General features: G+C 60.8%; 23 protein-coding genes and 1 pseudogene. 10 read left to right on the top strand and 14 right to left on the bottom strand.

Translation table 11 applies throughout. The annotated features are described in order from the left end of the window. Positions 1–10 precede the first annotated feature (10 nt). From ACFP9U_RS03430 to ACFP9U_RS03420, 3 genes are all read left to right on the top strand, one after another. The gene (locus ACFP9U_RS03430) at positions 11–880 is read left to right on the top strand and encodes a carbohydrate ABC transporter permease (protein WP_378619035.1); all 870 of its coding nucleotides are present in this window, start codon (positions 11–13) and stop codon (positions 878–880) included. A gap of 92 nt (positions 881–972) precedes the next feature. Further along, positions 973–1,683, top strand: a complete 711-nt coding sequence (locus ACFP9U_RS03425; RefSeq protein ID WP_378619034.1) for a carbohydrate ABC transporter permease — start codon at positions 973–975, stop codon at positions 1,681–1,683. Positions 1,684–1,703: 20 nt separating this feature from the next. Then, the gene (locus tag ACFP9U_RS03420) at positions 1,704–2,813 is read left to right on the top strand and encodes an ABC transporter ATP-binding protein (protein WP_378619032.1); all 1,110 of its coding nucleotides are present in this window, start codon (positions 1,704–1,706) and stop codon (positions 2,811–2,813) included. A 147-nt stretch (positions 2,814–2,960) separates the two neighbouring features. Here ACFP9U_RS03420 and ACFP9U_RS03415 read toward each other — a convergent pair whose 3' ends face one another. From ACFP9U_RS03415 to ACFP9U_RS03385, 7 genes are all read right to left on the bottom strand, one after another. Then, positions 2,961–3,104, bottom strand: coding sequence for a hypothetical protein (locus ACFP9U_RS03415; protein ID WP_378619079.1), 144 nt, complete (start codon positions 3,102–3,104; stop codon positions 2,961–2,963). Continuing rightward, positions 3,059–3,292, bottom strand: coding sequence for a transposase (locus ACFP9U_RS03410; protein WP_378619030.1), 234 nt, complete (start codon positions 3,290–3,292; stop codon positions 3,059–3,061). The genes ACFP9U_RS03415 and ACFP9U_RS03410 overlap by 46 nt, the downstream gene beginning before the upstream one ends. A gap of 771 nt (positions 3,293–4,063) precedes the next feature. After that, complete coding sequence (gene glnT / locus ACFP9U_RS03405) at positions 4,064–5,407, bottom strand: type III glutamate--ammonia ligase (protein ID WP_378619029.1); 1,344 nt, start codon at positions 5,405–5,407, stop codon at positions 4,064–4,066. A gap of 50 nt (positions 5,408–5,457) precedes the next feature. Beyond that, positions 5,458–6,786, bottom strand: a complete 1,329-nt coding sequence (locus ACFP9U_RS03400; protein ID WP_378619027.1) for an FMN-binding glutamate synthase family protein — start codon at positions 6,784–6,786, stop codon at positions 5,458–5,460. Positions 6,787–6,798: 12 nt separating this feature from the next. Continuing rightward, the gene (locus tag ACFP9U_RS03395) at positions 6,799–7,518 is read right to left on the bottom strand and encodes a protein GlxC (RefSeq protein WP_378619026.1); all 720 of its coding nucleotides are present in this window, start codon (positions 7,516–7,518) and stop codon (positions 6,799–6,801) included. Positions 7,519–7,521: 3 nt separating this feature from the next. Further along, positions 7,522–8,418 (bottom strand): class II glutamine amidotransferase, encoded by an 897-nt coding sequence (locus ACFP9U_RS03390; protein WP_378619024.1) that lies wholly within the window; start codon positions 8,416–8,418, stop codon positions 7,522–7,524. 176 nt (positions 8,419–8,594) lie between these two features. Then, positions 8,595–9,332, bottom strand: coding sequence for a helix-turn-helix domain-containing protein (locus ACFP9U_RS03385; protein WP_378619023.1), 738 nt, complete (start codon positions 9,330–9,332; stop codon positions 8,595–8,597). Positions 9,333–9,745: 413 nt separating this feature from the next. Between ACFP9U_RS03385 and ACFP9U_RS03380 the strand changes: the two genes are divergently transcribed. Genes ACFP9U_RS03380 through ACFP9U_RS03355 form a run of 6 tightly spaced genes read left to right on the top strand, consistent with a single transcriptional unit; the run spans position 9,746 to position 13,075 of the window. Further along, complete coding sequence (locus tag ACFP9U_RS03380) at positions 9,746–10,066, top strand: hypothetical protein (RefSeq protein ID WP_378619021.1); 321 nt, start codon at positions 9,746–9,748, stop codon at positions 10,064–10,066. Between the two features lie 12 nt (positions 10,067–10,078). Further along, complete coding sequence (locus tag ACFP9U_RS03375) at positions 10,079–10,459, top strand: hypothetical protein (protein ID WP_378619019.1); 381 nt, start codon at positions 10,079–10,081, stop codon at positions 10,457–10,459. A 10-nt stretch (positions 10,460–10,469) separates the two neighbouring features. Then, a complete protein-coding gene (locus ACFP9U_RS03370) occupies positions 10,470–10,637 on the top strand; it encodes a hypothetical protein (protein ID WP_378619078.1) in 168 nt (55 codons plus the stop codon). 10 nt (positions 10,638–10,647) lie between these two features. Further along, on the top strand, positions 10,648–12,039 hold the full coding sequence (locus ACFP9U_RS03365; protein WP_378619017.1) for an APC family permease: 1,392 nt from the start codon (positions 10,648–10,650) through the stop codon (positions 12,037–12,039). Positions 12,040–12,094: 55 nt separating this feature from the next. After that, a complete protein-coding gene (locus ACFP9U_RS03360) occupies positions 12,095–12,793 on the top strand; it encodes a hypothetical protein (protein WP_378619015.1) in 699 nt (232 codons plus the stop codon). Between the two features lie 9 nt (positions 12,794–12,802). Continuing rightward, entirely contained in the window at positions 12,803–13,075 is a 273-nt protein-coding gene (locus ACFP9U_RS03355) for a hypothetical protein (RefSeq protein ID WP_378619013.1), read from the top strand. A gap of 37 nt (positions 13,076–13,112) precedes the next feature. Here the strand turns inward: ACFP9U_RS03355 and ACFP9U_RS03350 are convergent. The 7 genes and pseudogenes from ACFP9U_RS03350 to ACFP9U_RS03320 form a co-directional block, all read right to left on the bottom strand. Next, positions 13,113–13,749, bottom strand: a pseudogene (locus tag ACFP9U_RS03350) (formyltetrahydrofolate deformylase); the annotation flags it as partial. Positions 13,750–13,802: 53 nt separating this feature from the next. Next, positions 13,803–14,660, bottom strand: a complete 858-nt coding sequence (purU, locus tag ACFP9U_RS03345) for a formyltetrahydrofolate deformylase (protein WP_378619076.1) — start codon at positions 14,658–14,660, stop codon at positions 13,803–13,805. Positions 14,661–14,700: 40 nt separating this feature from the next. Further along, the gene (locus ACFP9U_RS03340; RefSeq protein ID WP_378619011.1) at positions 14,701–15,630 is read right to left on the bottom strand and encodes an electron transfer flavoprotein subunit alpha/FixB family protein; all 930 of its coding nucleotides are present in this window, start codon (positions 15,628–15,630) and stop codon (positions 14,701–14,703) included. 21 nt (positions 15,631–15,651) lie between these two features. Then, positions 15,652–16,401, bottom strand: coding sequence for an electron transfer flavoprotein subunit beta/FixA family protein (locus ACFP9U_RS03335; protein ID WP_378619009.1), 750 nt, complete (start codon positions 16,399–16,401; stop codon positions 15,652–15,654). 27 nt (positions 16,402–16,428) lie between these two features. Next, positions 16,429–17,778 (bottom strand): aspartate aminotransferase family protein, encoded by a 1,350-nt coding sequence (locus ACFP9U_RS03330; protein ID WP_378619075.1) that lies wholly within the window; start codon positions 17,776–17,778, stop codon positions 16,429–16,431. 2 nt (positions 17,779–17,780) lie between these two features. Next, positions 17,781–18,452, bottom strand: a complete 672-nt coding sequence (locus ACFP9U_RS03325) for an HAD family hydrolase (RefSeq protein WP_378619073.1) — start codon at positions 18,450–18,452, stop codon at positions 17,781–17,783. Further along, the gene (locus ACFP9U_RS03320; RefSeq protein WP_378619008.1) at positions 18,452–19,246 is read right to left on the bottom strand and encodes an IclR family transcriptional regulator; all 795 of its coding nucleotides are present in this window, start codon (positions 19,244–19,246) and stop codon (positions 18,452–18,454) included. Before ACFP9U_RS03320 ends, ACFP9U_RS03325 begins: the two co-directional genes overlap by 1 nt. A gap of 102 nt (positions 19,247–19,348) precedes the next feature. Between ACFP9U_RS03320 and ACFP9U_RS03315 the strand changes: the two genes are divergently transcribed. Further along, on the top strand, positions 19,349–20,332 hold the full coding sequence (locus ACFP9U_RS03315; protein ID WP_378619006.1) for a tripartite tricarboxylate transporter substrate binding protein: 984 nt from the start codon (positions 19,349–19,351) through the stop codon (positions 20,330–20,332). Positions 20,333–20,382: the final 50 nt, after the last annotated feature.

Raw genomic sequence — 20,382 nt, 5'->3', positions numbered from 1 at the left:
GGACAGAGCGATGAACCGGAAACTCTTTGTTGCGGCGTGTCTTGCGCCAGCGATGATGCTGCTGCTCCTGCTGGCTCTGGCGCCCACGATCGGCGCCATCGACCTGGCCCTTCAGGACCGCACCCTTCGCTTTCCAGAACGCTACTATGTGGGGCTCGCAAATTTTGAACGCCTGTTTGCCGACCGCCGGTTCGCAAATGCCTTGCGCATATCCCTGGTCTGGGAAGTGATCACGGTCGCCGGCACCATGACATCCGCCGTATTGCTGGCCATGTTACTGCATGAAAAGACCAAGGGACATGGCCGCAACATAGCCTGCCTGCTCCTGTTGCTGCCCATCCTGTTACCCCGCGTTTCGGCTGGCCTGATCTGGCGATTCCTGCTGTCTCCCACGATGGGTCTCGTTAATTACCCCATCACCGTCGTGGGCCTGCCCCCGGTCGACTTCCTTGCCAATCCAGATACGGCCCTCTGGTCGGTGGCGTTCGTCGACATCTGGCAATGGGCACCATTCTTCGCTGTCATCATTCTCAAGCTCATGGAGACCCTGCCACAGAGCCCCCTGGAGGCCGCGCGGCTGGATCATGCCAAGGCCTGGGAAGTCCATTGGCACGTGGTCCTCCCCATGCTGCGAGGCCCGATCATCATGCTTGGATTTGTGAAGGCGGTGGAGTCGCTACGATCGTTCGATCTCATCTACACCATGACGAACGGTGGGCCTGGCACAACCACCGAAACGCTGGACATGTACGCCTACAAGCAGGGTATCGGCATTTCCGGTGAAACCTCATACGCCTCGGCGATGAGCGTGTTGCTGATGCTGGTCACGATCGTTGTCTTCTCCATCATCTGGAACAGGATGCGGCAATGGTCAGAATAATCTCACGCTTCACATCCACGGCGCTTCTCCTGCTGGTCCTGGCGCTCACCGTCCTGCCGATCGTCTGGACGCTCCTTGGATCCTTCAAGTCGATGCGCGACATCACGTCCCGCGTGCCGACGTTCTTCTTCACGCCGACGATGGAGCATTTCCAGGATGTGCTGAGCACGTCCTCGGTCCAGGCAGGGATCATCAACTCGCTCATAATCGTGGGCGCGGCACTGGCGATTGGCATCGTGCTCGGCATCCCTGCTGCTTACGCGCTGGCCAAATTCAATCCGCCGGGCAAGAACCACATCCAATTCTTTGTGCTGTCGCTGCGATTTCTTCCCCCGGTGGCGATCGCCATTCCTCTCATGGCGATCTTTTTGGACCTGCACCTCTACGACACGCATCTGGCGGTCATTCTGGTCTACTCGCTCATCACGACGTCGACGATCATCTGGTTGAGCGTGCCGGCCTTTCAGCAAGTCCCCCCTGAGCTTGCCGAAGCTGCGGCGCTCGAAGGATATTCCGACGCACAGGTCTTCACCAAGGTCGTGCTTCCGGTGGCGGCGCCGTCGCTCATCGGCGGCATTCTCTTTGCCTTCATTGTCAGCTGGAACGAATTGCTGATCGCTCTGACGCTCACATCGCGTAACAGCACGCTCCCGGTGGTCGCAGCCAGCTTCTCGACGCTCGGCATGGAAGTGCCGTGGGGATTGATCAACGCGTCGGCAATCCTTTTGGCGCTGCCCCCTCTGTTTCTGCTCGGCGCAATTCTCAGCTTCATGAATCGCATGCTGCGCCAGATGGCCAGCTGACAAGTTCGGAGAACAACACTGTGACGGCCATACAACTTCATTCGCTTGGAAAAGCCTATGGCGCCGCCGAGGTGATGCGCGACGTAAATCTGTCCATCGAGCCTGGTGAATTTGTCGTGCTTCTGGGACCTTCGGGCTGCGGGAAGTCAACGATCCTGCGCATGGTGGCCGGACTGGAATCCGTAAGTTCGGGCGAAATACGCATCGGCGATCGCGTTGTGAACGACCTGCCGCCGGGAGACCGCGAGATCGCGCTCGTGTTCCAGAACTACGCGCTCTATCCGCACATGACGGCATTCGAGAATATTGCCTTTGGACTCCGCCGACTGAAGGTGCCGAAACCCGAGATAGAGGAGCGGGTCGCAAAGGTCAGCGAGATCCTGGGCATAACGCCCTTGCTGCAGCGCAGGCCCCGGCAGATGTCAGGCGGACAGCAGCAACGCATTGCCATCGCACGCGCCATGATCAAGCAGCCCAAGGTGTTTCTCTTCGATGAGCCCCTGTCAAATCTCGACGCAAAGCTGCGAGATCAGATGCGGATCGAGCTGAAGAAGCTGCATCGGATGCAAACCGCCACGACTGTGTTCGTCACCCATGACCAGCTTGAGGCAATGACTCTTGCCGATCGCATCGTTATAATGAACGCCGGTATCATCGAACAAGTCGGAACCCCCGAGGAGATTTACTATTCTCCGCGCACCCTGTTCGTGGCCAAGTTCGTCGGTACGCCCAATATCAATCTCTTCCCGATGAACGTGGACTCCGCTGCAGACGGGTTGCGGCTCCGATCGGAAGGCTTTTCGATACCGCTCGGTTCCCAATGGAACGCAACGGTTTCAAAGGGTCAGAAGCTGATTGCCGCCTATCGGCCCAAGGACTTCGTACTCGCAAAGCCCGATACCCCCGACGTTCTCGCGATGACAGTGGAACTCACCGAAATGATGGGCGACGAAACGCTCATACAGGGGACTTTGGGAGGTCAGCAGATCCAGGTCCTGGTGCCGTATTCATCACAGATCAAAGAGGGTCAGACCGCGCACCTCACCCTGCGAGACGACAGGCTCAAACTTTTCGATGAAAAGACGGGTCTCGCGATGATGTTGCCTAGTGACCAACGCCATTCCCTATAACCGGGTTTAGCTCATATGGACGGCCTTGGCCGGCTACTACCCCCCAAGGTGATGTTGATGGCAAGGATAATGATCATCACCGCCGCGCCGGTCTCCTGCCCCGCGTCTAACAGCTTTTCGCAAGTCTTGAACAAACATAGGTCCTAGTCAGGATTTAACGTTCCCCTTTTTGCGGCGGGCGTCGGCGGCATGCTGATGGGCGCGGATAACGGTGGCATCGAGCCTCTCGAAGTCGGCATCCTCGTTCAACGCCTTGAAGATGGCGGCAAAGGACCCGCGCGCGAGACCCAATCATAGTACCGCTGCTTGACCGTCCCGGCCCGTCCGTACCGGGCCGGCAGATAGCTCCATTTGGCGCCCGAGCGCGCCATCCAGAGGACCGCATTCATGAAACGCCGGTTGTCTGTGCGCGGGCCGCGCTTTCCCTTGCAGCCGCCGGGGATTAAGGGCGCAAGGCGCGCCCATTGGGCATCGCTCAAAACATCGGCGCAGAACGAATCTGGAGGATTCTGTGAGATCCGCGTGCACGACGGAGCGGCCGGGCTGGTTGTCGGACCTCATTGCAAGCCGGATTGAACGGAGCCTCGGGCAGGACTGGCGCTATGGGGATTGTGGCTTGGCGGGGCGTTTGGGATCAACTTCGCCAGGTTGATGAAGAGCGTGTGTGATGCGGCGCCGGCGAAGGATGCCATGGTAGAAGGCGGAACCTTGATGGCGCGTGCCGTCGGACAGGCTGCTGTGTCTTCTATCACCCTGCTGGCTGCGACCAGCCTTGCGCGGCGGGTCGCGGGTTGGCGTGCCGGCGTACATGGCGCCGGATGGGGCCATTGGGTGATGTGGACGCGCCCGGCATGATCATGAGGTATCGTTCCAGAAGGGGCTCGGCGACGCTTGTCCGCACCGCCAGATGGCGAGCGTGATTATCGGCTCTCCGCGGAATGGGCAGCGATGTGTTGCCGCGAGGCGCTCGGCGATGACAGAAGCGCTTTCGGCCTCCGGTTCGATATCGTCTTGCTGCGGACTGGCCAGCAACCTGCGGCTGCAGAGGAGCAAGTGTTTGACGAAGGTGGATTCCGGGATGAGTGCTCCGTCATTCTCCGCCGTCAACATCGCCGGGCTTGGCGATATTGGGACGACGGCATGGAAAGGCCTCACTCGAGCGCGCACCGGCCGGCTCACCGAGGATCCCTGATCGTGCAATCGGTGCGATCACCTTGCGACCTTGACCTCCCGCGGATTACGCGATGGGCTCAAACGTCGAGTGTATGGTCGAGCTCCCACTGGGTGAAATGCGAGGCATAGGAGTTCCACTCCTCGCGCTTGAGCTTCAGATAGGCTGCGGAGACCTCCTTGCCCATGGCTTCCTTCAGCGCCTTGTCCTTGTCGTATTCGCGCAGCGCATCCAGAAGGTTGAGCGGCAGTTTCGGCGCGCCCCTTACCTTGTGGCCGTCCTGATACATGTCGATGTCATAGCGCCTGCCCGGCTCCGCCTTGTTTCGGATGCCGTTCAGGCCCGCGGCAATGATGACGGCCTGCATCAGATAGGGATTGGCCGCGCCATCGGGTAACCGGAGTTCGAAGCGGCCAGGCCCCGGCACGCGCACCATATGCGTGCGGTTGTTGCCGGTCCAGGTGACGCTGTTCGGCGCCCACGTGGCACCTGAAACCGTGCGCGGCGCGTTGATGCGCTTATAGGAATTCACCGTCGGGTTGGTGATGGCGGCGAGTGCGGAGGCGTGCTTCATGATGCCGCCGAGGAAGTGCCGGCCCTGTTCGGAGATGCCGAGTTCCATTCCGCTGTCGGCAAATGCGTTGGTTTTGCCGGTCTTGTCCCACACGGAAATATGCATATGGCAACCATTGCCGGTGAGGCCTGCAAAAGGCTTCGGCATGAAGGTCGCGCGAAGCCCGTGCTTCTCCGCGATCGACCGCACCATGAACTTGAAGAAGGAATGCTTGTCGGCTGTCGCCAACACGTCGTCGAAGGCCCAGTTCATCTCGAACTGGCCGTTCGCGTCCTCGTGGTCGTTCTGATAGGGGCCCCAGCCGAGGGCGAGCATGTGATCGCAGATCTCGGCGATAACGTCATAGCGACGCATCACCGCCTGCTGGTCATAACAGGGCTTTGCGGCGGTGTCGGCTTCGTCGGAGATTCGCCTGCCGTCTGGGGTTATCAGAAAGAACTCCGCCTCGACCCCGGTCTTGACGTGGTAGCCCTCGCTGGCGGCGTCGGCGACAAGCCGCTTCAGCGTGTTTCGCGGCGCTTGCGCCACCAGCTTTCCGTCCATGACGCAGTCGCTGGCAATCCAAGCCACCTCCGGTTTCCAGGGAAGCTGGATTACCGACGCCGGGTCCGGAACCGCAAGCATGTCGGGATGCGCCGGCGTCAAATCCAGCCAGGTGGCGAAGCCGGCAAACCCCGCGCCGTCCTTTTGCATATCACCGATCGCCTGGGCGGGCACCAGCTTCGCACGCTGCCCACCGAAGAGATCGGTATAAGAGATCATGAAGTATTTGACGTTCTTCTGCTTCGCGAACTCCACCAGATCGTCCCTGACCCGACGGTCCAACGCGCTCTCGAATACGGTCCCCATTTAGTTCTCCCATTCTGTCCTGCAGGTTCCGCCCTCGTTCTTGTTATTGATCAGAAGCTGCCTTTACCCGGTATCCAATCCGTTCCTGCCAGCGGAACGCCGGCCATAGCTGCCGCCTCGATCGTCAACGCGCAGAGGTCTTCCGGCTCGAGATTGTGAAGGTGCGACTTGCCGCAGGCGCGGGCAATCGTCTGCGCCTCGAGCGTCATCACCTTGAGGTAGTTCGCCAACCGCCTTCCGGCGGCGATCGGGTCGAGCCGCTTGGCGAGTTCCGGATCCTGTGTCGTGACGCCGGCCGGGTCCTTTCCTTCGTGCCAGTCGTCATAGGCGCCGGCGGTCGTTCCGAGCTTTCGGTATTCGTCTTCCCAGCGCGGATCGTTGTCGCCAAGCGCCACCAGTGCCGCCGTGCCGATCGAAACGGCGTCCGCGCCGAGGGCGAGCGCCTTGGCGACGTCGGCGCCGTTTCGGATCCCGCCCGAGACGATGAGCTGCACCTTGCGGTGCATGCCGAGATCCTGCAGCGCCTTCACGGCGGGGCGGATGCAGGCGAGCGTCGGCTGTCCGACATGCTCGATGAAGACCTCCTGGGTGGCCGCCGTGCCGCCCTGCATACCGTCCAGCACCAGGACGTCCGCTCCGGCCTTCACCGCCAGCGCGGCGTCGTAGTAGGGTCTGGCGCCGCCGACCTTGACGAAGATCGGCTTTTCCCAATCGGTAATCTCGCGCAGTTCGAGAATCTTGATCTCCAGGTCGTCCGGCCCCGTCCAATCCGGATGCCGGCAGGCGGAGCGCTGGTCGATGCCCTTGGGGAGCGTCCGCATCTCGGCCACGCGGTCGGATATCTTCTGGCCGAGCAGCATGCCCCCGCCGCCGGGCTTGGCACCCTGGCCGACAACCACCTCGATGGCGTCGGCGCGGCGCAGGTCGCGCGGGTTCATCCCGTAGCGGGAGGGCAGATACTGATAGACCAGGATCTTGGAATGCCCCCTCTCCTCTTCCGTCATGCCACCGTCGCCGGTGGTCGTCGAGGTCCCCGCGAGGGTGGCCCCGCGGCCGAGCGCCTCCTTGGCAGGTCCGGAGAGAGAGCCGAAGCTCATGCCGGCGATGGTGATCGGGATCTTGAGGTGGATCGGCTTCCTGGCGTTCCGCGCGCCGAGCACGACGCTCGTCTCGCATTTCTCACGATAGCCCTCCAGCGGGTATCGGGAAATGGAGGCGCCAAGGAACAGGAGATCGTCGAAATTGGGGACCTTGCGCTTCGCGCCGGCGCCGCGAATGTCATAGATGCCGGTCGCCGCGGCCCGGCGGATTTCCGACAGCGTGTACTCGTCGAAGGTGGCCGAGCGGCGGGGGGTCGTCGGAGGGTTGTGATATGTCATTGTTCGGCCCCCTCAATATGCATCGGCGTTGTCGATGTCGAAATTGTACAGCGTGCGCGCCGAGCCGTATCGCGTGAATTCTTCCGGCTTCACGCCCGTAACCCCCGCGCGGTCAAGCAGCCCCTGCAACAGCTTCAGGTGCTCCGGGCGCATTTCCTTGGCGACGCAGTCGGCACCGAGGCTTTTCACATTTCCGCGCACGAAGAGCCGCGCCTCGTAAATGGAATCGCCGAGCGCGTCCCCCGCGTCACCGAGCACGACGAGATTGCCCGATTGCGCCATGAAGGCCGACATATGGCCGACATTGCCGTGCACAACGATTTCGATTCCCTTCATCGAAATCCCGCATCGGGACGAGGCATTGCCTTCGATGACCAGCAATCCCCCGCGACCGGTTGCGCCGGCATACTGGCTGGCGTCGCCTTTGACCCTGATCGTCCCCGACATCATGTTCTCGCCGAGCCCGGGTCCCGCCGATCCGTGGATGGTGAGCGTGGCGTTCTGGTTCATGCCGCCACAGTAATACCCGACGCTGCCCCGCACATCGACGGTGACCGGTCTCTCGACCCCCACCGCGACCGCATGGCTGCCGGCGGGGTTGAGAATCTCCCAATTCGAACCGTCCGAGTCCGCTTCGATCTCGTGCAGCGCCTGATTGAGTTCGCGCAGAGGGACCTGCGCAAGGTCGACGACCTTTGCCGTCGATGCTTCGGCAAGATTCAATGCGTGCATGAATCAGTGCTCCCAGAAATAGACGGTGGAGGGTTCGGGCTCCCACACCTTGGCATCCTCGACCCCTGGCAGTTTCGCCAGGGCCCGGTACTCGGATCCGAAGGCGACATAGCGTTCGGTTTCGGCGAGCACGGCAGGCTTGCAGGCGATCGGATCACGCACGACGCCGAAGCCCGACTTGGTTCCAACGACGAAGGTGAAGAAACCGTCCAGTTCATCGAGGCTCGCTTCCAGTGCGCTGCCGAGATCCATTCCGCGGGCGATCCTCCAGGAGAGACAGGCCGCGGCGACCTCGGTGTCGTTCTCGGTCTCGAACGTCATTCCTTCACGCGTGAGCTCGCGGCGGAGATTGTTGTGGTTCGACAACGAGCCGTTGTGAACCAGGCACTGATCAGGCCCGGTCGAGAACGGGTGCGCGCCCAGCGTGGTGACGGCGGATTCCGTTGCCATCCGGGTATGGCCGATCCCGTGGGTCCCGCCCATGCCGGGAATTCCGAAGCGTTCGACGACCTTTTCAGGCAACCCGACCTCCTTGTAGATCTCCACGGCACCACCCGCGCCCATGAGGCGCATGCGGGGGCGAAGCCTGGCGATGGCCGCCTTTGCTTCCTCCATCTTGGTGAGGGGCACGGAAATGACGGCGTGAGTCGACCGTTCTGAAAGGTTGACGTCTCGACCGATCGCGGCCGCAAGCTCCCTGTCCAGTCCGGGAAAATCCTCGTCCGGCGCGGGAGACTGGACCGTTATCTTGCCCGCCTCCTCCTTAGCCGAGCCGTAGATCGCGATCCCCGCGCTGTCCGGTCCCCTGTCGCTGAGCGAAACGAGCATCTCAGAGAGCAACGAACCCAACTGGGGCTCCATCGAACGGTCTTTCAGGAAGAGACCAACAATGCCGCACATGGCGCTCACCTCACCACAATTGATGGTGGAGTGAGGCTAGCAGTCTCCCCATCGAAATTCAACTGGCATGAATGTTTTTTTCATCTCAGAGAACAAATGACCAAGCTGGCCCACGCTCCGTTGTGGGGTTGGCAGGGGCGTTGAGCGTCTCTTTCGCAGTGACTGTCGCGAGGCGTTCAGTCGGGAATGCTGCTTTGCGGATAGGAAATGATGGAGAGATAGCGGATGGGCCGGGAGGTGAGCTCCACGGGGCCATGAGGCGCATCCGCATCGAAGAAGAGGCTGTCCCCCGGCCTCATGGAAAACAGATTGTCGCCATGACGATAAGTGAGTTCGCCCTCCAGCATGTAAAGGAATTCAAGCCCGCCATGCTGAAAGGTCGGGAACACATCCGACTCCTCGGTGAGCGTTATAAGGTACGGCTCGACGACCACACCGCTCGTGTTGGCGCCGATGTGCCCGAGCAGGGTGTACTGATGGCCGGCGCGGGTGCCGCGGCGTTCGACGTCGACCCCTTCGCCGCGCCTGACGAACACGGCGTTTCGCTCTTCCTCGAACCGCCTCAGGAATGCGGTAAGAGGCATGCCGAGCGCGCGCGACAGCGCCTGCAGCGTCGTGAGCGAAGGCGAGGTGTTGCCGTTCTCGATCTTCGACAGCATCCCGAGCGAGATGTTCGTGGCCGAGGCAAGATCGGCCACCGTCAGGCCAAGCTGTTTCCGGCGGGCGCGAACTTCACGGCCGATTGCGATCTCGAGCACATTCTCCCGAGGTTCGCGGACGGCATGCGGATCCTGCTTCAGCACTGGCGAATGCGCATCGGCAGCGGTCTTCGCCCCCTCGGGCAGCCCGGATGAGCTACGCTCCGAAGCCCGCCTTTTCGGCCTCTTGCCAGCCGTTGCTTCGGATGACGACATTTTCTTTCCTCATGCTGCTTTGCTTCACTGCAAGTGAACATTCTAGTAGTGTAGGGAAAGAAAATCAAATTGCGCGTCCGGCGGAAACCGGCTGCCCGAATGGGCTTTTCTTTCACCGCGCGCACGCTCACAATTCCCGATTTCACTTCGGCCATGCTCCCCCTCCGGCCGGAAACTTGGTCCGTCCAAAGCGACGAGAACTTCAGATCCTTGCATCAAGCAGAGCAAGAGATTGTCTCTATTCAGGAAGGACAAGTGCATTCGAAGGCACCACTTTTTTGACCGAAAGCAGCAGAAGTATTGGTGCAGTGCAGCACAGCCTATTCTTGACATGCGCACCTTTTAGGCGATCATATTCCTCACAGGCAAATAGTTTGCCTAAAAAGCAACGCTAGACAGGTCTGGGAGGAGACATGGAAGCGACCATCCAGGAACGGGCCAGCCCGCCTACAATCGAACAGCGTATTGACAGGATGCACCACCGGGACCGCGTCGGCGCGGTCGCTTTTGTGGTCGCTCTATGGGCGGCGGTCCTCTTCGTGCTCTTCAACGTCTGGCCCGATATCGGGAACGGGGCCATTCGGGTAATCCTGATCGTCGCAGGTGGGCTGGTTCTTGCCTTCAACACTGCGGCCATTGCCGCCATGCTGCGTCACTACCACAACGACAAGACTTTCATCTACACGCTCGACATCACGCATCTGGACGAGATGCGCCGACGCCGCAGACGTTGAGGAGGAAGGAACATGGCTTATCGGCCTCCGAAACAAAGCTTCGTCGGGCAGATCTTCGACGTCCTGGTCCTCTTGGTCCTCACGATCGGCGCGCTTTATCTACCGCTTTATCTCGGGCTTGCGGGTGCCGACAAGGTGCCCGACCCGATCGAGAATCCGACCTGGGAGGCGCTTGGGCAGAATCCCGTCGAACAGCAGCAATGGGCAGCGCTTGGCGTTGTTGATCCGGCCGCTGCCAACGAGATCGTCACGGCACGTTTCGATTACAGTTTCAGTTGGCTTGCACTTATCACCATGGCGATCTTCGTGATCGGCTATTTCGTTCTCGTCGTCCGGCTTTCCGACAGGGAGTATCGGGAGGTCATTGAAGAGCGCTTCGGGCAGAAGCGCTAGGGAGAGCTTCATGGACATCTGGAACTATCTGGAATACGGCGCCTGGGCGCTGTCGATCTTCTTCGCCGCTCGAATGCTCATCGACCTCGCGCGCGTTGATTCCACCTATGACAACGAGCTCCTCACCTCCTCTCGCGAAGGCGAACTGGAGCTGACGCAAGAGAAGCACGAGCTCTGAGGAGGGCGAGATGAGCAACATTTCCACAACGTCGACTGAACGACTGAGCCTGCTGCGCGTGCTCGGGCCGGGCCATGTCTGGGCTCTCGGCGTGGGCATCGTCCTCGTCGGCGAGTATATGGGCTGGAACTTCTCCGTCGGAAAGGGCGGGATGATCGCCGGCCTGGTCGCCTGCTGGGTCGCCGGCCTGCTCTATACCTGCGTGGCCATGATCGATTCGGAAGTGACCTCCACGGTCGCGGCGGCGGGCGGGCAGTACGCCCAGGCCAAGCATATCGTCGGTCCACTGATGGCGTTCAATGTGGGCCTGTTCCTGGTCATGGCCTACACCATGCTGGAGGCGGCCAATGCGATCACGATCGGCTTCCTGCTGGAAACGGTCGCCGGCATGCAGGGGCACGAAGGACTGAACCAGCAGCCCTTCATCATCCTCACCATCCTGGCGCTCGCCTGGCTCAACTACCGTGGCGTCCTCGCCTCGCTCAGCTTCAACTTCGTCATCACCGCGGTCGCCTTCGCCGCGATCATCATGCTGTTCTTCTCGGTGCAGTTCGGAGCCTCGGCGGTACCGCTCGACTTTTCGGCGATCAACACCGAACCGCTGCCCTACGGCTGGCTCGGCATCGTCGCGGCGCTGCATTTCGGCCTCTGGTACTATCTGGGGATCGAGGGCACCTGCCAGGCGGCAGAGGAAGTCCGCTCTCCGGCACGTTCGCTACCCTACGGCACCATGGCGGGCATCATGACCCTGCTGATTGCGGCAACGCTCACCTGGTATGTCTGCTCGGGTCTGATCCCTTGGGAGTATCTGGGCGAATCGGGCACGCCGCTGTTCGACGCCGCTCGTGTCACCGGCAGCACGAGCCTGATGGTGCTGCTCTTCGTCGGCACCGCCTTCGCCACCACGGCATCTGCAAACGGCTGCATCAACGACGCCTCGCGCGCCTGGTTCTCGATGGGCCGCGACCGCTATCTGCCGAGCTGGTTCGGTGCGGTGCACCCGAAATACCGGACCCCCTACAGGTCGATCGTTTTTCTGGTCCCCATCGCGCTCATCTTCGCTCTTGGGGCACCACTCGACCAGGTGATCACATTCTCCATCCTGTCGGGTCTGCTCGGCTACACCTTCATGACCTTCAATATGCTGATGTTCCGGAAGAAGTGGCCGCTGGGCACGATCAAGCGTGGCTATGTTCATCCGTGGCATCCGCTGCCGGCGATCGTGCTGCTTCTGCTTTGCGGCACAACATACTTCGCCGTCTTTCTGGGCTATGGCACACAGCTGATCGCGATGATGAGCTTCTACATCATCGCTTCCTTGTGGTTCCATTTCTGGCGTTACCGCTTCGTCAAGCGCGGCGACCAGTTCACCATGCCCTGGCCGAGACCAATAGGCTATTGAAGAGGTGGATGGGCGGCGCCAAAAGGCGCCGCCGCCATCCCGCCCTGGAGCATCGATGACCCTTACGAACCTGGCCTTCTTGTTGTTCGTTGCAGCCGGATCAGGCGGGCTTTTTGCCAAGGCATGGTCGGACTATCGGGGCATGATGCGCCGGCGCTCCGGCCTGCTGGACGGCGCCGCAGGTCTCCTGTTCAATCCATCGATCACAATCGGCCAGGACGGCTTTCCTGTTTTGTCCGGCACCGTTTCCGACGGGCGTCGGGTCAGGATCGAGATCATTGCCGACACGCTGGTTCCGCGCAGGCTGCCTCAGCTCTGGCTCAAGGTGACGGTCCATGAGCCCTCCCCTTCCCCGAGACCTTCGCTCGGCGTTCTCGCGAGGCCGACGGGCGCCGAATTCTACTCTCTTGTGCCGGGCTTGCCGGAATGGGTCGCTCCGCCCTTCGAGGCCGAGATTCCGCTTCTGATGCGGGGGCGCTGCGCGAACGCGCGTGACGTCGAGCGCATGGGTGCGGCCTTCCGGAGCCTGTTCACGGACGTGACCCTGAAGGAAGCTACCATTACGCCGGGAGGCGTCCGCATAGTACGTCAGATCGCACAGGGCGACCGGGGCGCGCACATGCTCTACCGGCAGATCCGCTTTCCGGTGGAAGCGGTCCGGCCCGCGCTCGTGCGCAAAGCTCTTCAGGATGCGGAACTGCTGCGGTCGGCTATGGACTATGCATCCGAACACCACCTGCCGGAAGTTGCCTGAGACAAGCCCATGACGAGACGACCGCTCAACCCTTATTTCGTACTGGCGCTGGCAATCATGCTTCCGGGAGCCGGGCATGTGGCGATCGGCCGTGCCCCGCGCGGGCTCGTCTTCGCCTTCTTCACACTGCTCTTCATGGTGTTGACCTATATGACGACAACGCCTGACCAGTCCTTCATCGGCAGGCACGCGGGCGGGCTGTTCATCTGGGCCCTGTCTCTGCCGGACGTATACCGCCGTGCGCGGATGGATTATCTTGCGGCGACGTTCGCGCGCCGCTGAGCGAAGCGGGCATTCCGGCCGGGCGATGCACTCGGCGTCATCCCATTCGTTCCGAAGCATGGGAGCCCGGTGAGGCAGGGAAGACGACCGTTTTGTTTCCGTTGAGGACGACGCGGCGGTGGATATGCGCGTGGATGTCACGTGCGAGGACCTGACTTTCGACATCACGGCCGAGCGACACATAGTCGGAGGGACTCTGGGCGTGCGTCACGCGCACGAAATCCTGCTCGATGATCGGCCCCTTATCCAAGTCGGCGGTGACATAGTGCGACGTCGCACCGATCAGCTTCACCCCGCGCTCAAAAGCCTGCTTGTAGGGATTTGCCCCTTTGAACGAGGGCAGGAAAGAGTGATGGATGGATGTTGATGATGCGGCCGGACATTTTCCGGCACATGTCATCCGACAAGACCTGCATGTAGCGGGCGAGAACGATCAGTTCTGCGCCGGTCTCCTCGATGATGCGCATCTGCTGCGCCTCGGCTTCGGGCTTGGTCTCCTTCGTGACCTTGATGCCGTGAAAGCGAATGTCGTGGTTCACGACGAGTTTCTGATAATCCATATGGTTCGAGATAACGGCTACGATGTCGATCGGCAGAGCTCCGATGCGCCAACGATACAATACGTCGTTAAGACAATGGCCGAAGCGCGAGACCATGATGATGACCTTCATCTTTTTGCTTTCGTTATGGAAGGCGAAGTCCATCCCGAGCGCCTTGGCAGTATCGGCTATTGCGTAAAGACGACCGTGGTTAGCCCGTTCAGCATCACCCGGCCTTCCAAATGCAGCTTCACAGCCCTAGCGAGAACCCGGCTTTCGATGTCGCGCCCAGTCGCCACGAAATCGTCAGCACTCATGGCGTGACTGACACGCTCGGTCTCCTGCTCGATGATCGGCCCCTCGTCGAGGTCCGGCGTAACGTAGTGCGCCGTTGCACCAATAAGCTTGACCCCGCGCTCATGCGCCTGATGGTAGGGCTTGGCGCCCTTGAAGGATGGAAGAAACGAATGATGGATATTGATGACCTTGCCGTACAGGCGCTTTGATAGACCGTCTGACAGCACTTGCATGTAGCGTGCGAGCACAACGAGGTCCGCACCCGTTTCTCGGACCAGGTTGAGGAGTTTCTCTTCCTGCTCAGCCTTGTTCTCCTTCTCGACGGGCCAGCAATGATACTGGACACCCTCGAGTTCCGCGCTATGCCGGCTGTCCTCATGGTTCGAAACAATGGAGACAACCTCGGCATTGAGCCAGCCGACCTTGACCTGGTAAAGCAGATGAAGCATCGCGTGGTCAAACTTAGAGACCAAGATGATGATCTTCGGTTTACGTGATTGATCGGCAAGTGTCGTCTTCATGTCGAAGCGGTCGATCGCAGGTTTTAACGCCCGACCGATATCGTCCTTCGAGATGCCTGCGGAAACCGTAAAGGCAATGCGCATGAAGAATTTGCCGGTATGCCGATCCCAGAACTGGGCGCTCTCAGCGATATTGGCGCCTGATGCGGTGAGTTCAGTAGAAACGGCGGCGACGATTCCGGGCTTGTCCTCGCACGACAAGTTGAGCACGAAACCGCGATCGGTCATTTTTGCCTCAGGATAGTGGATCATGAAGGTCGCAGGCGCGTCAAAGCGCCTTCTGGAATTCCGGCAGGGCCTCGAAGAGGTCGGCGACGAGGCCGTAATCGGCGACCTGGAATATCGGCGCCTCTTCGTCCTTGTTGATGGCGACGATGACCTTCGAGTCCTTCATGCCGGCCAGATGCTGGATGGCGCCGGAAATGCCGCAGGCGATATAGAGTTCGGGCGCCACCACCTTACCGGTCTGCCCGACCTGCCAGTCGTTGGGCGCGTAGCCGGCGTCGACGGCGGCGCGCGAGGCGCCGACGGCCGCGCCCAGCTTGTCGGCGACAGGCAGGATGGCGTCGTCGAACTTCTCCTTCGAGCCGAGCGCCCGGCCGCCGGAGATGATGATCCTGGCGGAGGCGAGTTCCGGCCGGTCGCTTTCGGCTATTCTGTTCTCCACGAAGCTTGACACAGCCGGGTCTGCTGCCGTCGAGACAATCTCGACGGCAGCAGCATCGCCTTGGGAGGCTGGAGAAAAGGAAGCTGTACGCACCGTGATGACCTTTTTGGCGTCGGTAGCCTGCACGATCTGAATGGCGTTGCCGGCGTAGGTCGGCCGCTTGAAGGTGTCGGCCGATACCACCTCCACGATGTCAGAGACCTGCATGACGTCGAGCAGGGCGGCAACGCGGGGCATGATGTTCTTGCCGTCGGTGGTGGCCGGCGCGACCAGAGCGTCGTAGCCGTCGGCAAGCGAGACGACGAGTGCAGCTGTCGGCTCGGCCAGGCGCTGGGCGAGCTCGTCGGCTTCGGCGAGCAGCACCTTGCGCACGCCCTTGAGTTTGGCGGCGGCATCGGCCGTACCCTTGGCGACTTTGCCAGCGACGAGGACGTCAACATCCGAGCCGATCTGGAGCGCGGCAGTCAGCGCCCTGGCGGTCTGGTCGGAAAGGGTCGCATTGTCGTGCTCGGCAACGAGAAGAATGGCCATTGTTCTGTCTCCTGTTTCCAATCAGATGACGCCAGCTTCGTTTTTGAGCTTGTCGACCAGCTCTGCAACGTCCTTCACCTTGATGCCAGCTTTGCGGCCCTCCGGCTCCTCGGTCTTGAGCACCTTCAGCCGCGGCGCGATATCGACGCCGTAGTCGGAAACGCTCTTTTCATCGAGCGGCTTCTTCTTGGCCTTCATGATGTTGGGCAACGAAGCATAGCGCGGCTGGTTGAGGCGCAGGTCCGTCGTCACGATGGCTGGCATTTTCAGCTCGACGACCTGCAGGCCGCCGTCGATCTCCCGGCTGACCTTCGCCTTGCCGCCGTCGATCTCGATCTTCGAGATGAAAGTGCCCTGCGCCCAGCCCAGCAACGCCGCCAACATCTGGCCGGTCTGGTTGCTGTCGTCATCGATCGCCTGCTTGCCCAGGATCACCAGCGCCGGCTTCTCCTCGTCCACGACGCCCTTGAGCAGCTTGGCGACAGCGAGTGGCTCGACCGCTTCGTTGAACTTGATCAGGATACCGCGGTCGGCGCCCATGGCGAGCGCGGTGCGGATCGTTTCCTGCGCCTGCTGGGGACCGATCGAAACCACAACGACCTCGTCCGCTTTGCCGGCTTCCTTCGTCCGGATCGCCTCCTCCACCGCGATCTCGTCGAACGGGTTCATCGCCATCTTCACATTCGCAAGCTCGACACCCGTGCCGTCAGCCTTCACCCGAGGCTTCACATTGGCGTCGATCACCCGCTTCACTGGCACAAGGATTTTCATAGTTACAGACCCTCCAACCGGTTGCGTTCAAGCTGCCGCGAGTCCGGCTTCGATCGCCGCAACGACCTTGCCCACGTCGTCGGCCGTGATGACGAGCGGTGGCGACAGAATGATATTGTTACCCGAGACGCGAACCATGACGCCGGCCGCATAAGCCGTCTCGAAGACGAGGCTGATCAGTTTTTTGTCCACAGGCTGTTTCGTCGTACGGTCGGCGACAAGCTCTAAGGCTACCATCAGTCCCCTTCCGCGAACGTCTCCGACCAGATCATACCTCTTCTTCAAGCCGAGGCAGCCGGCCAGAAGCTCCTCGCCTCTTGCGGCGGCATTAGCGGCCACATCGGCTTTCTTAAACTCCGGCAGACATGCGAGTGCAGCCGCGGCTCCGACAGGATGCGCCGAATAGGTATAGCCGTGACCGATTGCGCCAAAGGCAGTCGCGTCGTTCTCGAACACCTCAGCCACCTTTTCCGAAATCAACACCGCCCCGAAAGGGAAATATCCGTTGGTGATGGCCTTCGCGGTACAGCTAAGATCGGGCTTCACCCCCCAAAGACGCGAACCCGTCCAAGCGCCGGTGCGGCCAAAAGCGGTGATCACCTCGTCGGCGATGAGCAGAATGCCGTGGCGGTCGCAGATCTCACGCACCTTTGGCATGAAGTTTTCATTCGGCGGGATTACGCCCCCCGCCCCCAGAACCGGCTCCATGATGAAGGCGGCAACTGTGTCGGCACCCTGAAAGGCGATCTCGTCCTCAAGCGCCGCGGCACAGAGCTCGGCCAGCCTCGCCGGATCCGTCTCGTTGAACGGATTGCGGTAGAGATAGGGTGAGGGAATTTGGAAGCAGCCCGGTAGCAGCGGTTCGTAGTTGCGCCGGAAATTCGCGTTTCCGTTTACCGACGCACCCCCGAAATGGGTGCCGTGATAGCCCTTCTTGATGCTGATGAACTTCGTGCGGTCGCGCTCTCCGCGGATCTTGTGATACTGGCGCGCCAGGCGCAACGCTGTCTCGACACTGTCAGAGCCGCCCGACGTGAAGAAGCTGCGCACCAGACCGTCTTCCTTGAACCATTGAGCCAGTTCATACGAGAGTTCGACCGCGGGTCCAGTGGACGTGCCGCGAAACGCGGAATAGTAGGGAAGTGCGCTGAGTTGGTCAGCGATTGCCTTCTTCACGGGATCGCAGGAATAGCCGAGATTCACGTTCCAGAGTCCGCCGACAGCATCGAGCGTTTTGTGGCCATCGGCATCGGTGAGCGTCACGCCCTCCGCCGCGATGAGCACTTTGGGCGGATGTGCGCGCATCTCTGCGGGATGGGCCATCGGATGCCACAGGTGCTTCGCGTTGTTCTCCTTCAGGAAGTTGTTGTCATGCAGCATCAGCCATTCTCCCTTGTTCGATGTACGCCCAGCAGATCCAGCGCGGCATCGTAGCTCTCACGCGGATTACGGACGTCGAAATGTACGGTTTGCATGCCGACGCAAACGGCACCGGCAATATTCTTCGCCTGATCGTCCACAAAGACGCAGTTCGCCGCTGGAATCCCCAACCCCTCGATGATGAAGACGAAAGCGCCGGAGGCGGGCTTGAGAATGCCGGTATGGGTAGCATCGACGATCAGGTCGAAATCGGCGAGTAAAGGCAGGCGCTTGCGGAAGTCCGCGCCATAGAAAAGGTCGAGCTCGTTGGAGAGGATAGCGAGCTTGCACCCGGCCCTTTTCGCCGCCGCGATCGCATCGAGCGCTTCCGGACGAATGACCGTTTCCGGATCGGCGCCGCGTGCTGCCGTGACGAACTCCTCCATGCGCGTCCAGGTCTGGCCGACCAGCGCAGCGGTTTCGCGCGTGCGCTCCAGCCAGTAGTCCCGCTCGGAGATGTCGCCGCTCTGCATGGACCGCCACAACGGGTCGCTGTCGGGATCGAACGGTCCCCGCCACGTCAGCGTGCCCGATTTCAGCCCAAGCACCTTCTCGGTAAGCGCATGCGTCTCAAACAGCGTCCTCGAGATCACGCCGCCGAAATCAAGGACCAGGGCTTTGCCGGAACAGATCACGTAGTCGTTTCCTCGACAAGAGCGGATTCAATGGGAGGTACGCCTCCAATTGCCGCTGTAACTTCATTCGCGGCGCGCCTCACAGCCGCAGCGATGGATGGCTCGATGTCCTGGCTAAAGCGGGACGCAACGGTGGCGACGGCGACTGTTCCGTAGACGTGACCCGTCGTGTCGAAAAACGGGGCGGCAATGCCCACGACTTCAGTCTCGAAGGTCCGTGCCGAAATGGCGAAGCCGCGCGTGCGCGTATCCGAGAGGACTTTGCGCAATTCGCCGGCATTGCGAACCGTCCGCTCGGTATGCTTCTCAAAAGTGCTGGAGAGCACACCCTCAACGGTCTGCTGATCTGCAAAGGCCAGGTAAGCAATGCCAGATGCCGTTGCGTGAAACGGAAGTGGCTGGGAGGGATCCACATAGACCCTCGTGGATCGCTGCGGCTCGGCAATGCCGATCGTGATCATCCCCGATCCCGAACCGAGCGCGGCATGCGCGGTCTCGCCGGTTTCTGCGGTCAGACCGTTCAACACCGGCTCGACCACAGTTGCAATCGGGAAACTCGCCTCGCGCACCCTGGCAAGTTTCAGGATGTTTCTGCCGAGCCGGAATTTCTTGCTTGCTGGATGCTGCTCGACGAAGCCGCCGCGCATCAGGCTATTCATGAGCCGCAGCGTGGTCGCCTTGTCGTGCCCGGCCCGGCGAGCCAACTCGCTCAATCCCCATTCTGGCTCCGCCACGGTAAAAAATTCCAACAAAATCAGAGCCTTGTCCACAGTTCCCATTGTCTGGGCCATTTCGCATTCACCCTCCGCAACGGATGCGCTCATGCTGCCGGCAAATGACTCTTGACAGAAGCGGCGCAAGCTTGCAACATATTTTCACCATCGGTGATAATAATGAACCGAATAGCCGATGTCAATATGGGAGTTTACGCAATGCGCGCAGAATGGATCGCGGGGCTGGCTGCAGCCCTCGCACTCTCGACCAGCATGTCCGCCGCTCCGGCCTTCGCCGACTATCCAGAGCGTCCTGTCACCTTCATCGTTCCCTGGCCTCCTGGAGATATCGAAGACCAACTGACCCGCGTCATCGCAGAGGAAATGTCCAAGGAGACCGGCGTGCCCGCCAAGGTCGTCAACCGGCCGGGAGGCGGTGCGGTAGAAGGCGCGACAGCGGTCGCTCAATCCGATCCGGACGGCTACACCATCGGCTCGTTCGTCATTGACGTACCGACGATGCATATCATCCGTGCCAATGCCACCTATACCCGCGAGTCGTTTGAGCCGATCGGCATATTCATGACCTATCCGTTCGCGTTGGTGACGCTGAAGGATAAGCCATATGAGACTCTGTCCGAGCTTGCTGAATACGCGAAGTCAAATCCGGTCACGCTCGCCCACTTCGGCTACGATCTCATTCCCTCCATGGCGACCTTCGCGGCGGCAAAGCAGCTTGGCTTCAGCTATTCCGCGGATGCGGCCTATGAAATGGTAGACTGCTCGACGCTCAAGAACGGCGATGCCGACGTGATGAACACGACGATGCAGTTGGTCCTGAGCTGTCTTGACGATCTCACGATCCTCGCTGCCTATACAGCGGAGCCATTGTCGATCGCCCCTGACGCTCCACTGCTTTCGAGCCAGGTTCCAGGAATGGACCTGACGCTTTGGAACGGTCTGTTCGTACCAAAGGGCACCCCCCAGGAGATCAAGGACAAGATCGCCGCCATCGCCGAAAAGGCAATCGGCTCGGATAAGGCCGAGACGATCGTGCGGCCCTCGGGCGCGCCAATCTACTGGCTTGATTCTGATGAGTCCGCGGCTCGTATCAACGCGGATTACGAGAAGGCCGAGGAAATCCTGAAGTTCCTCGAAAACTGAGGCCATTGCGTCGGCGCTTGAGACGGCGCCGGCCTCTCTTGGTGGAAACC

Source organism: Nitratireductor sp. GCM10026969 (assembly GCF_042660605.1).
Lineage (GTDB): Bacteria > Pseudomonadota > Alphaproteobacteria > Rhizobiales > Rhizobiaceae > Chelativorans.
The sequence above is the reverse complement of the archived record's forward strand: the minus strand, read 5'-3'. Positions and strand labels throughout refer to the sequence as shown.

Coding starts and splice junctions, on each gene's coding strand:
- glnT (WP_378619029.1), bottom strand. CDS start 5,407: ATGGGGACCGTATTCGAGAGCGCGTTGGACCGTCGGGTCAGGGACGAT.
- ACFP9U_RS03430 (WP_378619035.1), top strand. CDS start 11: ATGAACCGGAAACTCTTTGTTGCGGCGTGTCTTGCGCCAGCGATGATG.
- ACFP9U_RS03400 (WP_378619027.1), bottom strand. CDS start 6,786: ATGACATATCACAACCCTCCGACGACCCCCCGCCGCTCGGCCACCTTC.
- ACFP9U_RS03425 (WP_378619034.1), top strand. CDS start 973: ATGCGCGACATCACGTCCCGCGTGCCGACGTTCTTCTTCACGCCGACG.
- ACFP9U_RS03335 (WP_378619009.1), bottom strand. CDS start 16,401: ATGAAAATCCTTGTGCCAGTGAAGCGGGTGATCGACGCCAATGTGAAG.
- ACFP9U_RS03375 (WP_378619019.1), top strand. CDS start 10,079: ATGGCTTATCGGCCTCCGAAACAAAGCTTCGTCGGGCAGATCTTCGAC.
- ACFP9U_RS03315 (WP_378619006.1), top strand. CDS start 19,349: ATGAACCGAATAGCCGATGTCAATATGGGAGTTTACGCAATGCGCGCA.
- ACFP9U_RS03380 (WP_378619021.1), top strand. CDS start 9,746: ATGGAAGCGACCATCCAGGAACGGGCCAGCCCGCCTACAATCGAACAG.
- ACFP9U_RS03385 (WP_378619023.1), bottom strand. CDS start 9,332: ATGTCGTCATCCGAAGCAACGGCTGGCAAGAGGCCGAAAAGGCGGGCT.
- ACFP9U_RS03365 (WP_378619017.1), top strand. CDS start 10,648: ATGAGCAACATTTCCACAACGTCGACTGAACGACTGAGCCTGCTGCGC.
- purU (WP_378619076.1), bottom strand. CDS start 14,660: ATGACCGATCGCGGTTTCGTGCTCAACTTGTCGTGCGAGGACAAGCCC.
- ACFP9U_RS03320 (WP_378619008.1), bottom strand. CDS start 19,246: ATGGCCCAGACAATGGGAACTGTGGACAAGGCTCTGATTTTGTTGGAA.
- ACFP9U_RS03355 (WP_378619013.1), top strand. CDS start 12,803: ATGACGAGACGACCGCTCAACCCTTATTTCGTACTGGCGCTGGCAATC.
- ACFP9U_RS03360 (WP_378619015.1), top strand. CDS start 12,095: ATGACCCTTACGAACCTGGCCTTCTTGTTGTTCGTTGCAGCCGGATCA.
- ACFP9U_RS03340 (WP_378619011.1), bottom strand. CDS start 15,630: ATGGCCATTCTTCTCGTTGCCGAGCACGACAATGCGACCCTTTCCGAC.
- ACFP9U_RS03390 (WP_378619024.1), bottom strand. CDS start 8,418: ATGTGCGGCATTGTTGGTCTCTTCCTGAAAGACCGTTCGATGGAGCCC.
- ACFP9U_RS03370 (WP_378619078.1), top strand. CDS start 10,470: ATGGACATCTGGAACTATCTGGAATACGGCGCCTGGGCGCTGTCGATC.
- ACFP9U_RS03395 (WP_378619026.1), bottom strand. CDS start 7,518: ATGCACGCATTGAATCTTGCCGAAGCATCGACGGCAAAGGTCGTCGAC.